We start from the raw sequence: 15,092 nt of genomic DNA on the forward strand, positions 1-15,092 counted from the left end.
ACGGCCAACCGGACGCTATTCCTCGTCCAAGGCAATGACGTTCATCACCTGGTCAAACGGCTCGCGCGAGCGCAGCATCCGCGCCAATATCCAGGCACCTTCCAGCGACACCAGAATTTTCATGGCGAATGCCCGCGCGTCCTTGTCAGGGTGAAACCGCGCGATCTGTTCGGCGAAACTGCTGATCCAGCCTTCCATGACGTCCTTGATCGCCAGCGACAGCCGCTCGGATTTTGGCGTGGTATCCAGAAGCACGCTTGTGATGGGACAGCCGAGGGTCCAGCCGGAGGCCTCGAATGAATCGTAGAGACGCGCGATCATCAGTTCCGCCCCGGCCCGGAACGTCGGCGCATCGCGAAAACTCTTGTTCAGAACGTGAATGATGTAGCCGCCGGCACTGCGCACCGCGTGCTCGGCCAGTTCTTCCTTGCCGCCGGGAAAGTGAAAATAGAAGGATCCCTTCGGAGCCTTTGCCTTGGCGATGATCGCGGTCAATCCCACACCGTGATAGCCGTGCGCCTGGAACAGGACGACGGCAGTATCGATAAAGCGGGTCTTTGCATCTGATGGACGTGGCATGGGCCGTATTATGCATGTTGTATGGCGATCGGTCTAGTGCTACGTTCTATGGCGATTGCCATAGAAGGTATGGCACAATCCGGAGAATGCCGATGTCTGACCAGCACGAACGCCATTTGACAGGGTGCGAAGCGGCCTTCACACCTTCTCCTGCTCCCCGGTTGTGGCAACGATTGCTTGATCTCAGCGGTTATTCCGCCCTGCGCAGCCTTGGCGGGCGCAAGCCAGAGACGAGGATGCCGCAAGGCTGGGACGGCCTGGAACCATTCGATCTCTTGCAGGGATGGCAGTGCGGCGAGGACTGAGTAGCAAGAAGAAACCAGAATTGTCCGGAAAGGCCACAAGCCAAACCGCAAAGCCTCACTCCTCAAGCATTTCCGGAATTTATACCGGGTAAAATACCATGACAAAGTATATTCTTAGTTTTATACGCCATTATAAGTTGTAATATGAAACCGTACACATTGTGATTCGGTCAGATATATCGGTGATAAGCGATAGTTTTGACGGAATCACCAAATATAACCAATTATTTCCATTTATTTTACAATGGTTTAATGTTGCAACCTATGAATTGACGTCAAATTTGTGACATAATTGCAACGACGCGAGTCCAACCGTTATACAACTTGGAGTTGGCAGTTGCTGTCCTCGGTAAAACTGCACTAAGCAGTATAGGTCAATCAAGACCTTTTGGGGGACCAATATGACTATCAGAAGTATTCTACTGGGCTCAGCTGCAGCTCTCGTTGCAGTATCCGGCGCCCGCGCTGCTGACGCAGTTGTTGTCGCCGAGCCGGAAGCTGTCGAATATGTTCGCGTTTGCGATGCATACGGCAAAGGCTTCTTCTACATTCCAGGCACCGAGACCTGCCTGAAGATCGGCGGCTATGTCCGTTACGACGCCAAGGGCGGCGATGACGTGTACTCCGGCGGTCACGTGAATAATGGTAGCGATCCCAATGGCGATGGCACCTATTTCAAGCGCTCGCGCGCTGTCGTGCGTTTCGATGCCCGTTCGGAAACCGAACTCGGCACGCTGCGTTCGTACATTGAAACACAGTTCAACTACGACAACGGCGTCAACAAGGGCGCGTCGATTCCTCACGCCTATATCGAACTCGGCGGCTTCCGCATCGGTACGACGGATGAAGTCTTCGGTTCGTGGACCGGTTATGCCGGCGACGTGCTGAACGACGACGTGATCAACTACCAGTCCGGTCAGTCCAACCAGGTCAGCTACACTTTCACAGCTGGCAACGGTTTCTCGGCGATCATCGCTGCTGAACAGGGTTCGGGCGGCTATGCCGCCATTGATCCTGTAACGGGTCTTCCGATTGCAGGAACCGTCCGGTCCTACCAGATCGACGATTACATGCCGCATGTTCTCGCCGGTGCGAAGTACGAACAGGCTTGGGGCGGTATTTCGGGCGTCGTCGGTTATGACTCCGTTATCGAAGAATGGGCTGGCAAGCTCCGTTTGGACGTGAAGTTCACCGACACTGTCAAGGCATTCGTCATGGGCGGCTATCAGTCGAACTTTGATGACTCCGGCAGGAACCAGAACTGGTTCGGTACATGGACCGGTGACTGGGCTGTTTGGGGTGGCCTGTCCGCCAAGGTTTCCGACAAGGCAACCGTCAACGCACAGCTCGCTTACGAATCCGAAGGCACATACTCGGGTACTTTGAACCTTGCTTACGAACTGGTTCCTGGCTTCACGATCACTCCGGAAGTCACGTACACCAAGTTCGATGGCCTGCGTAAAGCTGCCTCGATCGCCAATGGCGGCAACGACGATGCGTTCGGCGGCATGATCCGCTTCCAGCGCAACTTCTAATCCGCTGCGATTTGGAGAGATCCCCGGGGGCTCGCCCCCGGGTTATACGGCCACGGCCCAAAAAGCATTTATCAATTGTACCTGGCCATGTAGAAGGACTGCATGTCCGGGTCTCGATGATGAGATCTCCAGTCACGTCATTACCTTGGAACGGTGGGCCGCAAGCCCGCCGTTTTTTGGCGTTTATCGCTGATTGCCGTCATCGCTTGCACGCTACGATATAGGGCCGGTTGTCATTGCCTCCCGTTGCGTGGTTTTCGGCGGCGAGAATGTCGAAGCCTGCGGCAGATATGAGCTCAGCCAGCTCCGCCGCGCGGAACACACCCGCATAGGGTGCCAGCCGCAATGCACGCATTGCGGGCAACAAGGCGAGCCGGATGAGCGGATTCATCTCACCGACGCAGGGTGTCTTGGAAATGAACAGGCCCTCCGCTGCAAGCAGGGCATGGATGCGGCGCAGCGTACCGGGCAGGTCGCGGACCAGATGCAGATAGTTGAATCCGAGGATCGCGTCGAATTCTTCCACGCCGGGCGCCAAATCCTCGGCGGTCGCCGTGCGGAAAGCAAGCGCCGGGATGGCGGGGCCTGCGGTCTGTTTCTCCCCGGCAATGGCGATCATGCCCGCGGAAATATCCACGGCGAGATAGCTTTGCACATCGCCCGCCAGCCGGAGCGCCGTTGTTCCCGTTCCGCAGCCGAGTTCGAGCACCCGGCCGTGCGGTGCCAACAGCGCGCGGGTCTGCTCCAGCGTGCGCGCATAGCCGGCCGGGTCAGCAATCGCACCCCTGGCATATTTGCGCGACGTCCGGTCCCAGAAGCGGGCATCACTGGCTGTGCTCATGGCGGATTCTTCTGCCTTTCACATGCGGGAACGGGTGGATAGCGGGTTCAATTCAGTCCATTCCGGATTTGATCCGAACGCAATAGCCGGCGTTTCTCCCGACGGCTTCAGTTCTAACGCACATTTGCCGTTGTTCAAGGCACGCGCCATTGATTGAACGCGGCCGGAATGGCACAAAAAGTTTGCAACAGTGTCGGAACGGGGCCATGCCGTTCGTCCTGTGGCTATATCCATGACAGGCGAACAGGGAGATCACGCGATGACTGGAGACAACACGGTAAAAGGGCCCGCTTCCTACTTTCCATCCATCGAAAAGACCTATGGCAAACCCATCGACCACTGGTTGACGGTTTTGGCAGGCGTGCCGGATCAGAAACATATGGCGATGGTCGCCGCCCTGAAAACCCAGCACAATATGGGGCACGGGCACGCCAACGCCCTGGTTGCACATTTTCGGGCCCAGACCGGAAGCTGATTGCGCCATCGCCCGGCCAGCCTATCGAAGCGCCTCCACCCGAAGGGCAGAGAAGCTCTTGCGATCCGGGCGGCGATTGCTGCCTATTTATCCGGGCCTTTGCGCGGCCAGCGCTTATCGTCGCGTTCCAGTTTCTTCACCGTCAAGACCAGACCCGTCGTCAGAACGGCGGCCAGAATGACAATAATCAGAATCCAGCTTTCTTCCAATATTTGCACCATTCCGCCAGCGCCTCCTCGTTGCCGTCAAAGCCCGGCCCGAGCCATGATAGCAGCGATGCCGGCCAAAATCATGACTGCAACAAAGAGTGATGGCCAACCGCCAGGCCAATCGAAGCGCGGCGGCATGAATATATTGATTTTGTTGCATGATTTGGAAGAATGGTGGGCCCGGAGGGAGCGTCCACCATCGCTTAAAAGCCTTAGAAACAGGGCGTTTCAGGGAGAGAGATAGGACACGATGTCCCACTTTGATGTTCTGCACTAACTCAGAACGGGGGAAGGATCAAGACGGTATACAGCGTCAGATTGTTTACCGGGCGAGCAACAAAAGAACGGCGGAGGTCGGCACAGACGGATGCCCCGGCGAAGCCACCCATCATCGCTCGAAAAGCTCAGTCACCCCAAAGGCCAGCCCCTATTCAAAGGTTTCGTTCCCGGTTCTCTCCTCTGCATCCTCTTGCTGTTTCAAGTCGGCTACAATTTGAAGCATACGCGAACCCTCTTCGCTCAGCATTTGTGTCTCGTCCACATCTGCGCATGCGATAAGATCGTCGAGGATACCCAATCGTCGTTGCAACTTTGCCGCCCGCGAGCCGGACCAACTCATAGGCATAAGCCGGTTTAGGTAAGCCTTCAGTATCTGTTTCTTATCTGGAGCCGCTTTGAATATCTCTGCCGCAATTTCAGATAGGCGTTCGTTGATCTGCTCGCCATCTGAACTCTTAGAAGCATATAGAGAACAGGTCTGTGCCAAAAACAGGTAGCGGTCACCAGGTGATACTCCGCACCATTCCAGCGCCACATCGACAGGCATTGCTTCCATTGGACGCCTACTGTGTTCATAGTCATAATGTGAAGCCAACCGACGCGCTGTTCTGTAACTGCCATCCGGATCAGACTGGTATATTGCGTCCAACACCAATTTAGGTCTGAGCTTAAAGAAGGGTTGCAGATACCTGCCCCATCTGTAGGCATATCTCCGACCCTCTGAGCGATCCCATGACAGCAGATTGTTCAGCACATCGTTGTCGACCGATGAGGGCACGACATTGATGAGCGTGAAGTTCAATAACCTGTCGAGGTGATGATCGACCATGGTGTCGTTAATGTTGCAGTTGGACAAATCAGCCCAAGCGAGAAAGCTTCTAATCCGCTCCGCGATGTCTTGTACAAAGCTTTCGCCTCTTTCATGGGCCGAATGTACCACCATCCCCAATAGGTCTATTGCTACGGTACCTCCGTCTGGCTGATCTGATATAGAACGAGCAAGACCTTCTATGGTTTCCGGATCGAGGATGTCTACCGTTTGCCCCCCGGACAAAAACCGATACCGCCAAATCGGCGCGATGCCAGCGCCCAACGCTCTGAATATACGTTGAATGCCGTCACCTTCCAAGCCAATAACCCATTGTAACTCTGGAAACCACTGCCCCCAGATTGGATCAGACACTGCATTATCGAGGAAAATACCAACCTTAACAGGGTCAATTTCCTGCCATCCCCGCAAAAATCCACGGATCGCCAGCAGACTAACATCCGATGCGTTCATTTTGGCAATGATGCCCTTTACCTCAGACATCACTTCAGCAGGGTCTTTGAGAGTTGAGCCCAGACCATTTCCAAAGGACATACTTGTCTCGCTCGAGCGGTCGCGTAGGAGATCGGGCAAGACCTGTGATAATACGGTTGGGGTATTCGCAGCTAAACAGCCGAGCTTCCGGGCGCGTTCCAGCATCTGATTGTGGTGACCGACATAATCACCATCGTCGCCGTCAATTAGGACAAGCGTTGCCGCTTCACGAGGAATAACAACACTGCGGATCGTTCCTAACAGATCGGTTGGCGCGAGAAGGCGTTCGACAGCGCTCAACCTTTCCAAAATCTCCAAAGGAAATGACGATTTTCCCCAATGTATTGTTTCCCGGACACCAATCCAACCATCTGGCCAACCACCTGAGGCTGCAAGTACCCTTCCTGCATGCTCAACTTCGCTGATTATACCTGCATCATTGCAGAGGCCACGCACAGCTCTACCCAAAAGATATCGCGCTTCGGTGCCGAGATTGTCCGCCTCTAGCGCAATCTCCAAGGCGAGCTTAGTAAACCCGCCGTACCATCGAACTATGTCTTCCCTGCTTTTCGGGGACCACCCGTAGTCACGCCGACGGGCACCAAAGTCTGCCTCAAACTGACTAGAGAAGTGACCTGTCTCCAATGCCTGCCTCAGAGCATTCAGCCCCAGTTTCCTCGTCAATGGCTGGTTGCTTTGCAGCAACTCGCGAACGGATGCTATCCGCTTTTCCGGTGAGGCGTGTGTTCCCGACAAATGACAGCTGAAAAGTGAAACAATCGCTTCGTGCGACGAACTGTTACGTTCGCGGACGGCATCCCCCTCGGCAAAGGCCATCATTACTCTGAGGCCGTCATCAAACATGTCTGCATCGTACGCGAGCGACTTTGCCATCCCGACCAGATCAGATGCTGCCTGATCCTCTAATGTCGAGGTAGGGATGCGTTCTACCATCCTTATGAGAGCAGATAGACCAGCGCTTGGATTAACGGGTAGAACATTCTTAAGCACCTGCCGTCCGACATCGTCCAAGGCGTCAATGCGTTCAAAGCGCCCACCTGGCTTCAGAAACTCTGTAACAACACGCCGGGCATTGGGCGAATTGTGTAGATAACCAAGCCTGCGTGAGCATGACTTCGCAATCCTCTCACTGGCTTTGTCCAGCAACGCATCGAACACCAAGGAAGGTGGACTACTCTCAAGAGCCCGAGCAGCTAGCTTATTTGCAATGGCGTGAGGTAGTACCGCTCGCCATTTCCCTCGTTGCTGAACCAGTCCTCTCCGCTGTAGCTCAGCAACGCCACGATAAAGAACCGTGACAGACAGACCCACTGTCGACGCAAGTAGCGCTAGTTCTGATGTCTGACTGATATCATCACAATCGAATGAATAAAGAAGGCTAGCAGCTTCGGCACACCTGAGGAGTTCGTCGCTTTCGGCCTGCTTCTGGTGGAATAATCTCCTGAACAGGGCGTCGTCTGTTAGTTGGGCGAGTTCATTGCTCCTCTCAGGCGCGCTTGCCAATGCAAATGCCACACGGGCGTTGCCATCCGAAAACTCCGTAACCCTATCAATATCATTCTTAGAAAGGTGTCCGTAACGACGCGCGAGTAGTTCCTTGATGACTGTGTCTGAGGACCCCTCCAATCGATAGCAACTTGTCCCCTCAGGCAAATCATCCCGAATGTCGTACTCCACAGTCAGCAATGAAATATTTGGCGATGCCCGCGCAACTATCTCTGCCAAGCGCTTGTGCAGCTCCTGTCCACAGTTGTCGATCACAAGACATGTAGGGGCCCTACTGTCGACCAATGTCTCGGCCATAGAGGTCGGCTGCGGCTCCAAGTGATCTGATAGGTCGGCATAGATTACCTCGTCCTGAGATAAGGTGGTCATGCTAGTAGAAATACGGGGATCGAAGAGAGCTTGAACTAACCGTGTCTTACCAACTCCCGAGAGCCCGACCAAGCGCACAATGCGCCCAGCACGCAAATCGTGCCTTATTGCATCGATCGCCTCAAGCACTCCACAGCCTTCGTCGGCATCTGGTGCGAAGACCTTCACCTTGTCATCAATGAGGTACTCAGCGTTTGCGTCGTTCTCTCGGTAGGCCCATGGTCCATATGGCTGCCAACCCTCAAGTGCCCTGCCGTTAGTATGCTTTACCCATGCAACGATGGAGGGGAATTGTTCTGCCCAATCTGCAAGGCGCCGAGCATCCAAGAAATCAACCAAGCCTCTCCCGCCCAATCCTGCATGCTCAACGCACTCAGCCATCTTGGCCTGTCGAGCTGACAACGATGTGTCCGACACGTTGTCTCGGCTGGAGACGATTATGTACGCCCCGGTAGCTCGCAATAAGTCAGCAATAGAGCCACTGAGCTCTCCATTGGGTATCATCTCGTCGGGTATCTTCGATGGCGGGAACTTCTCCGCTTTCACCTGATAGCCAACATTCATCTTCGGCAAGTACACGCTTACTGCATCAAGAGCTGCAGCGCCTATTCGTACGTCAATCCCCCCGTCTTTGGCTCTTTGGTCGCCACCCCATGTTACCGTAGGATTTATCGCGCCGAGCTTCTCCGCTTCGGCACGAACTAAGCGAGCTACCAATTCACGGGCCTGTTCATCGTTCAGGCACTGGATGTCTGCTGTTTTGACCGTAAGTATTGGATGTGGCATTTCCCTGCCTTAAGTTACTCAATCATGTAACCGTTCTTCATTGAAAACATCTATAAACGAAGGCATCGCGTTTCGCTTCCTGGTCTATTGCGTATTCACGCCTTTCCACCACTTCGTTAGTTCTGGATAACTCTCCCCCCAGTATTTCCGGTGTGAGCGATTTTATCTATATCATATCCCAATGCTGGGTTAAGGACCGGCATAGTCGCTTATCCGAATACCTGCATTCACCTCGCCGCACAGCCAACGGCTCAGGCCGAAACTTGGTGTAGTGCCATTTTCCATGAAGAGAGAGCTATGACTGATTGGAGAAGCGGCGGATGGACTGGAAGCATAAACAAGATTGTTCGAAGAGAGATTGCTGCGCATCGGCGAACAAATGCGGTAGCTCGAAAAGCGAGGTATAGCGCCTATACGAGGGTGCTAAGATGCTTCTTTTCGATCCGCACCTTCTGGCGATTTATAGGCTTTTACCTGTGTGCTGAAATTTTGTTCTTGGCTGCCGAAGCCATTGCGGCTCCGTACGTAACTTGTACAAGACCAGAGTGGTTTGACCTTCACATCTTCTCTCGTATCCGCGAGGTTGTGGATTGGTTGACCTCCTGTAGCCCGCCTCCTTGGCTCGTTATTGCTCCTCCCAGCTATGTGAGATCGCTGCTACTCAACGTAGGAAGCTATCTCATCGGAGCACAAGTGGGCGCGTTAGGGGTACTTTCTCTTGCTCTTGCTCTAGTAACACTAATTGCCCAACGAGAGAACGCCGAAACTGACGTAAAAGTATACTATCACGAAGCATTTTCATTCGAACTCGTTGCGAGTTGCCTGGCGCTAATCGGTGTTCTTTGTGTACAATTACTATGGCCTGGTCAATTTATACTTCATTCACTCGGATACGGCAATGGATTGCCTATTTTCAAGCTTGGGCTGCTGAGTGTGCATCTATCTTGGTTGCTAATAAATCTCGCCGCTCTCGCTCACTTTATTGGTGTGACATTCGGGTTCGTGCAACAGTCCAGGCGCGAGCGTTTGAGAGAATTATATACGGCGAATGTGGTAATGCCGATAGATATGTGCAAGCGCGTACGCCACTTTCTCTACAATAGTGCGTCCTCCTCGTTAATTGGGAGAGACGTGAGCGATACCAAGCCCAGTGTTTCATTTGGTTTTGACTTTGGGAAACCGCATACAGTAGAGATTAGCGCCAATTTTAAGAAGACAGTGGCCTTAAGGGATGTTCGAATGATCTGGGTTCGCTGGGTGGCCCTACGCTGGACGAAGCGTTGCGCTAGAGATGCAAGTCGTGAGGCAGATTTCGACGGCTGGTCCGCGCACCAAGCGCCCATTCTATGGTTCGCGCCTACGTTAGATGCTCCGAAGCATGGCAATTTCAACTGGTGCGTGAGGCGGGGCGGAGTGCCACTGACCGCAATCGAGCGATTTGTTTTGAGGAGGGCATTCAAATTTGGGAATGTGAAAGACGATGTTTGATCTTCCCAGTCCAGAGCAAATTATGGAGGAACTGACCGATAAGGTTAGATTGCAGATTGATCGCGATGCGCCCGCAGCTTTCGACGGTGCACTTAGGGAGTTGACGCGATATCATCGTTTTCTGCTTGGCCTTAATGCATCGCAGACTGCAGATGGAACGCCTATTAATCTGGCCGAGATCGCTGGGGATGCTTGGACCGCGCCACATCAGGAATGGAACAAGCAATATATACGACTGTTCGAACGCGCAGTCGGTCGATTAATTTATAGCGACCACTATGCACGTGCGCTAGCGCATGTCCCCTCGAGACTGTTGCCGCGTCGGGAAGACCCGAAGCAATCACAGAACACTCTCACAGCAATCAATGATCTCTTCCCAGCGATGATGCATCGTTTGGAAGCTTGGGTTACTCAACGAACGGTGTTGCAGACCACCAATATGGTAAAGTCAACGCAGCACTCAGGTCTCGTTGGGTCAGACGCGATAGCATATGCGAGGGTCTTACCAGTAATGGTCGGAGCCAACGAAAGCTGGCTTCAACACATACCCTGGCTATTTGGATGGGAAGAAAAGGCGGGTGCCGATAACGGGGCGATTTGGGTAACTTACAGAGATAGTTGGCCTGCAATTTGGCAGCATCTTCAAAACACGGCCTATTGCTTAGCGGCGGCGGTCTGGAACGAGGACGCACTAGGGACGGACTATTTCCGTGATGCGCTCGTAAGGTGGCGCCAAATACTCAGCTATAAACTAGATCGTCGTGCCGAGCTGCGGTGGCATCGTCTCATTATGCCGGATATCATGAGGCTCGATTGGGCGGATGCGCAGATCAAAGCGGCCGCTTTGGGCTATGATTACGATCCCGCCCCTGATCCGAACGAAGTCTTCACTAGTGTAGTTCATCAGGCTCATGATGATGTATTAAACTTGACTGCTGCAACGTTGCTCTTCTGGTCGCTTACTGGGAAACAGAAATCGAGCTTAGGCGCAAAAACGGCTCACCTCATCCTTGAACGACAGGTTCTCGATGAAGGTACTCTCCGTCCGGCGCACCGCCAATTAAGCTTTCGCCGTCTTCTTATGGATATATTGCGGATCGAGATGGCAGGCTACCGTTTTCAACAGGGTGTTTACGGCGCGGACCTAGACAGCCTGGTCTCTAGACTAGATAGCATGACGGAGCGAACCGTCGTGACGGGTAGGGTATTTACGCCCTCGACAATACACGGGAGAGACGATCTGAGGGTAGCAATGCTAGCGATACTGGCAGCTTGGTTACCTGACCGATCAGACCCCCACCTAGAGCAAAGTGTCGTTGATCTTGCCGAGAAGGTAGCTTTACTACCGAACGAAGATGGGTCGCTGCGAGATATTATCCGCGAACTACAGACTTACAAGTCCATTCTCGAAAGCCCCTCGGACACCCTCAACAATGCAGTTGGGCTCCTTGATCCAGAAAGAGACGTCCAGAAAGCGGGCGCTAGATTGCGCGATATCCTCGGAACGATAGAAAATCTAATCAACGGAGTACGCTTAACGAGATTGAGCACAAAGCCCATTGATCAAACTAAAATTGATGAATTACGAAATGAAGTAGAAGAGAAGATGTTGGAAAATCCAGCAGAGATACCTTTCTTTTCGAAATTCAAAATTGAGACCGAACAGAGCACTAGTCAGGATAATGTTTTCACGGCCAGGTTAGACGGCTTTGGAAAAGGCCAATTTGTCACGCCTCCAATGGACCAAGAGAGTGTGAACCTTGCGGAAGTTGTGAGCTCCAGCGTGTGCTCTATAGCAGCCAATCGTATTTGGGCACAATTCACATTGCGCCCAAGAGTGCTAATAGAGATTGCGGAAAAGCTTGAGGAGGAGGCGTTCTGGCGGAAGGCCGCGCCTTACATTGCGAAGGCCGGGGCTAGCCCTTTGTTGGTTGTCTCCATCGGTGCTGAAGCCCGATCTTTCCGGAGGTTCATGTACAGCTACAGTGAACCCAAAGCCCACTCGGGACTTCGTATAGAGCGGCGTACTGGAAGAAAGGTGCAAGGACGCTACATCGCTACTGTCGAGGGAGTTGACGTTTACGCGGCAGACTTTGATCCCGGTGTGGCTTGGCTCTTCTCATCAGAAGCATTGCAACGAGTTGTCTACTCTGAACTCGACCAGCTCCCGCATTTTGTAGAAGCCTCATTTGAAGCAGACGATGATCAGAAAGGTAGCTTAGCTTTTCGCTTCCAACAGCGAGTTGAGTGGGCCGATAGCCCCATATTCGAAATCCGAATGCTTGATCCGGAAGGCGAATTGTAATGGGTGGTACGCATTAGGAGTTGCCACCCGTCAATGGTGGATCCAATTTAGTGCTACGCTTCAGGTGTTTCGACCCACCAAAACCAGAAATTTTTGCGCTGGGGTATTCAAACGCAAAAGTACGCAGCTTTCCCCCATGCCAAGCGGCAGTTACTGAGCTAATAGATATCGGTTCGAAACTAGTATCGTATGCCGCGTTTTCGACCTCCTGACACTTGGCGATATAAGGGCCTCCAAAGGGGGGGGGGGTACATAAAGGTATACCTTTTTAGCACACATCTCTTGACTGTACACATAGCGTACAGTAACTATGCGTACACATATCCATAGAGGTAGGAGTACGATGGTGGGTGCAGTAGTAGGCTATGCGCGAGTTTCAACCGGGCAACAGGATCATGCGGGGCAGGTAGACCGATTGGCTCAGGCAGGGGCAACGAAAGTATTTACGGAGAAACGATCCGGCCTTGACGGGGACAGACCGGCGCTAGCCGAATGTCTGAACTACCTACGGGAAGGTGATACCCTGCTTGTTACCAAGCTGGACCGCTTGGCTCGTTCGACGGCAGACCTCTATAAGATCGTTAGTGGATTGGAGAAGCAAGGCATTGCCTTTAAGGTATTGGACGATACAGCCGTTGATACAGGCACCCGGACCGGCAAGCTTGTCATGGGTATACTGGCTTTGATTGCCGAGTTTGAGACCGAGATACGCCGAGAGCGACAGATGGAAGGGATAGCAAGAGCAAGGGCGGAAGGCCGTACAGGCGGTAGGCCGCGTCTTGTTACCGAAGAAGTGCGCCAGCAGGTGCTTAAATTGCATAGTGAGGGCGTGAGTATCCGCAAAACTGCCGAAGCCATCGGCTTTTCTAAAGCTACGGTTCAAAAGCTTCTCGACCGAAAAACTGATCGTCCACCCGAATAGTTACGGATATGTTCCGATAGCTAACCGGGTGCTATTCGTAGCAGCGTACCTTTGAGCCGATGATTGGGTCTTTCGGACCGTATTAGGAAATATGAAACCCTGCCGTATCTGTTATAAGATAATAATCAAGCTACCATAACGATATCGATACAAAAATACGATACAGATAGTAAATACCAGTATTAAATACTGATGCTGTATACGAATACGATTTATATATAGATATGATAATATAATGCAGATACTAGATACAGATAGTAATACATATATAATATATAAACATATGGAATATAAATAATAGATACCATAAAAAATCATAGAAACCATTATATTAGTACAGATTAATAAAAGAGTATGATGCAGATTGTTTCATACCGAGCAGCATGCGGTATTCCATACCATTCCAAATAAGCGGATTTGAATGAGGATTGCTACAGATACCAATACGTATCTCATGGGAAGGCTTCGGCTGCGGTTTACCAGCATCCGGTACAATGATTAGAGATACATGAAACCTAGCGGTTGTTTATACGATTACCAAAATCAGACAACGAACAACGTTTAGTATGCCGGTTTCCGGTATCTGTTCCGTTTTGGAGACATGCCATACAGTTACGCAGGAGCCATATGCAGATTACGTACAGACGCGACACCATATGATTGTCAAACTGACTATTTGTCCGGCCACATGAAGGCGATATCCATTCAAATTAGGATGCTTTGTCTTCCGGACTATTAAAATGCCCTCCGAACTTACTTGCAACATGTCCGCATTCGATCACAGAAAGCCACTGGCGAGAAAATCAGGATTGGATGGGCAATGAGCGCCTGAGCGACCAAACGCCAGTCAGCGGTTAAATATGGGGGATTTCTATCTCAGCAAAAAATTGATAAGATATTGATATGATTTGATATTCTGTACACTTCCTTTGTAGAAGGCCTGTGTTGGAGGTCTGTATGAATGATGGAGTACCGGTTGTTTAGCACCGAGGCTGACGGCGACCGGTCCACGTCCGTGCCAATTCTTCAGTTACAAGAATGTCACCAAGAGAGCGACCATTCCGGAGCAGCATTTGTAACTTGCGTCCGTACCGGTCTTCATCACGTCCCGGCCATGCACAATGGGGCTGACTGATTTCCGGGGCATGTTGACGTCGACAACGCGGACTTTGACGCCATTGCTCCAAAGCGTGGCACCGTCCACGATCCATTGTTCCCGTATGTCGCTCCGGCATCGCTCGTAGGTGGCTTGGACCGCGGTCGCAGTAAATGGGGGGGGGGGGGGGTATGCGGCAGGCAATATGACGCTGATGTCGGCATGAATGAAGGCGCGGCAAAGCCCATAGCGATAAACTATTGGCTTGCCATATCGCTAGTGCTGACTGACAAGCTCGTAGTAGCCGAAAGCGGCAAGACGAGGATGGGTACCGTCCTTGAAATTCGTATGCAGCCTTGCGCTATCCACCTTGGACAACCAGTCGGTCAACTGGGTGGTGCTGGACGCGAACCTTAACAACTCGGTCGCAAAGGCTGAACGATAGCTTTCGTAGGTGGGATGGAACTCTTTGTTCAAGTCGTTTTCGTGGCAGTAGATTACAGCTGTAATCAACGGATCGTCACCTTGCTTGTAGAGCTGGTAGAGGTCTTCGTCATCTAAAACGCTTCCCTCGCGCTGCTTGTAATGTTGTTCACCGGTAAGCCGATTGACCTCGTCGCAAAAAGTCTGGCAGAACGATTTGTAGCCTTCGTCTGCCACCATTTTTGTTAACCGCTGAAGGCTTTCCGGCGCTAGTTCGGGCCGAAGGTGACCGTATGAAACGTCAATCTCCAATGTTTCCGGCACTGCAATGGCCAACTTCCTGTACCAAAAGGGCATGGTCGTTCGCAGTCCTTGCCGGTAGGCATAACCGATCATCGGAAGTTGCTTGCCCTGATGGACTGTAACGTATTCCAGCTTGGACATGTTCATTGCGCTTACTGCCATGTCCGAGCCGATGTCACGCAACAGCGCATCGGTCACGATATTGGCCTCGTGCGGAGAGACGCCCTTTTTGAGCGTTTCCAGATAGACGTAGGCCCGCACGGCTTCCTTGCCTGTACGAGTGGTATGGCGAAAGAATTTGTAGCCTGCGAACGCCAGCAGCCCAATGATGACGATTTCCAAGATGC

At 52.3% G+C, this 15,092-nt stretch carries 10 protein-coding genes; 5 read left to right on the top strand and 5 right to left on the bottom strand.

The features are described 5' to 3' along the window. Positions 1 to 15: 15 nt before the first annotated feature. A complete protein-coding gene (locus ACZ5FP_RS16305) occupies positions 16 to 579 on the bottom strand; it encodes a TetR/AcrR family transcriptional regulator (RefSeq protein WP_464661279.1) in 564 nt (187 codons plus the stop codon). 92 nt (positions 580 to 671) lie between these two features. Between ACZ5FP_RS16305 and ACZ5FP_RS16310 the strand changes: the two genes are divergently transcribed. Continuing rightward, the gene (locus ACZ5FP_RS16310) at positions 672 to 884 is read left to right on the top strand and encodes a hypothetical protein (protein ID WP_464661280.1); all 213 of its coding nucleotides are present in this window, start codon (positions 672 to 674) and stop codon (positions 882 to 884) included. 401 nt (positions 885 to 1,285) lie between these two features. Continuing rightward, entirely contained in the window at positions 1,286 to 2,419 is a 1,134-nt protein-coding gene (locus ACZ5FP_RS16315) for a porin (protein ID WP_464661281.1), read from the top strand. Positions 2,420 to 2,618: 199 nt separating this feature from the next. On the opposite strand, the gene ACZ5FP_RS16320 is transcribed toward ACZ5FP_RS16315, so the two are convergent. After that, positions 2,619 to 3,260 carry a class I SAM-dependent methyltransferase gene (locus ACZ5FP_RS16320; protein ID WP_464661282.1) on the bottom strand — a complete coding sequence of 214 codons (642 nt, stop codon included), beginning with the start codon at positions 3,258 to 3,260 and terminating at the stop codon, positions 2,619 to 2,621. A 232-nt stretch (positions 3,261 to 3,492) separates the two neighbouring features. Between ACZ5FP_RS16320 and ACZ5FP_RS16325 the strand changes: the two genes are divergently transcribed. After that, positions 3,493 to 3,735 carry a DUF4287 domain-containing protein gene (locus ACZ5FP_RS16325; RefSeq protein WP_464661283.1) on the top strand — a complete coding sequence of 81 codons (243 nt, stop codon included), beginning with the start codon at positions 3,493 to 3,495 and terminating at the stop codon, positions 3,733 to 3,735. Positions 3,736 to 3,818: 83 nt separating this feature from the next. On the opposite strand, the gene ACZ5FP_RS16330 is transcribed toward ACZ5FP_RS16325, so the two are convergent. Together ACZ5FP_RS16330 and ACZ5FP_RS16335 are read right to left on the bottom strand one after the other, a co-directional pair. Next, positions 3,819 to 3,956 carry a hypothetical protein gene (locus tag ACZ5FP_RS16330; protein WP_464661284.1) on the bottom strand — a complete coding sequence of 46 codons (138 nt, stop codon included), beginning with the start codon at positions 3,954 to 3,956 and terminating at the stop codon, positions 3,819 to 3,821. A 415-nt stretch (positions 3,957 to 4,371) separates the two neighbouring features. After that, entirely contained in the window at positions 4,372 to 8,208 is a 3,837-nt protein-coding gene (locus ACZ5FP_RS16335; RefSeq protein ID WP_464661285.1) for a hypothetical protein, read from the bottom strand. A gap of 1,480 nt (positions 8,209 to 9,688) precedes the next feature. On the opposite strand from ACZ5FP_RS16335, the gene ACZ5FP_RS16340 reads away from it, so the two are divergent. Together ACZ5FP_RS16340 and ACZ5FP_RS16345 are read left to right on the top strand one after the other, a co-directional pair. Then, on the top strand, positions 9,689 to 12,001 hold the full coding sequence (locus ACZ5FP_RS16340; protein ID WP_464661286.1) for a hypothetical protein: 2,313 nt from the start codon (positions 9,689 to 9,691) through the stop codon (positions 11,999 to 12,001). Between the two features lie 343 nt (positions 12,002 to 12,344). Beyond that, positions 12,345 to 12,923, top strand: coding sequence for a recombinase family protein (locus ACZ5FP_RS16345; protein ID WP_464661287.1), 579 nt, complete (start codon positions 12,345 to 12,347; stop codon positions 12,921 to 12,923). A 1,372-nt stretch (positions 12,924 to 14,295) separates the two neighbouring features. On the opposite strand, the gene ACZ5FP_RS16350 is transcribed toward ACZ5FP_RS16345, so the two are convergent. Then, positions 14,296 to 15,087: a hypothetical protein gene (locus tag ACZ5FP_RS16350; RefSeq protein ID WP_464661288.1), complete on the bottom strand. Its 792-nt coding sequence runs from the start codon at positions 15,085 to 15,087 to the stop codon at positions 14,296 to 14,298. Between the last annotated feature and the right edge of the window lie 5 nt (positions 15,088 to 15,092).

This window comes from Phyllobacterium sp. T2-21, assembly GCF_055378485.1.

What these genes read in the sequence shown, in the direction of transcription:
- ACZ5FP_RS16305 (WP_464661279.1), bottom strand. Translation starts at nt 579, where the DNA reads ATGCCACGTCCATCAGATGCAAAGACCCGCTTTATCGATACTGCCGTC.
- ACZ5FP_RS16310 (WP_464661280.1), top strand. Translation starts at nt 672, where the DNA reads ATGTCTGACCAGCACGAACGCCATTTGACAGGGTGCGAAGCGGCCTTC.
- ACZ5FP_RS16315 (WP_464661281.1), top strand. Translation starts at nt 1,286, where the DNA reads ATGACTATCAGAAGTATTCTACTGGGCTCAGCTGCAGCTCTCGTTGCA.
- ACZ5FP_RS16320 (WP_464661282.1), bottom strand. Translation starts at nt 3,260, where the DNA reads ATGAGCACAGCCAGTGATGCCCGCTTCTGGGACCGGACGTCGCGCAAA.
- ACZ5FP_RS16325 (WP_464661283.1), top strand. Translation starts at nt 3,493, where the DNA reads ATGACAGGCGAACAGGGAGATCACGCGATGACTGGAGACAACACGGTA.
- ACZ5FP_RS16330 (WP_464661284.1), bottom strand. Translation starts at nt 3,956, where the DNA reads ATGGTGCAAATATTGGAAGAAAGCTGGATTCTGATTATTGTCATTCTG.
- ACZ5FP_RS16335 (WP_464661285.1), bottom strand. Translation starts at nt 8,208, where the DNA reads ATGCCACATCCAATACTTACGGTCAAAACAGCAGACATCCAGTGCCTG.
- ACZ5FP_RS16340 (WP_464661286.1), top strand. Translation starts at nt 9,689, where the DNA reads ATGTTTGATCTTCCCAGTCCAGAGCAAATTATGGAGGAACTGACCGAT.
- ACZ5FP_RS16345 (WP_464661287.1), top strand. Translation starts at nt 12,345, where the DNA reads ATGGTGGGTGCAGTAGTAGGCTATGCGCGAGTTTCAACCGGGCAACAG.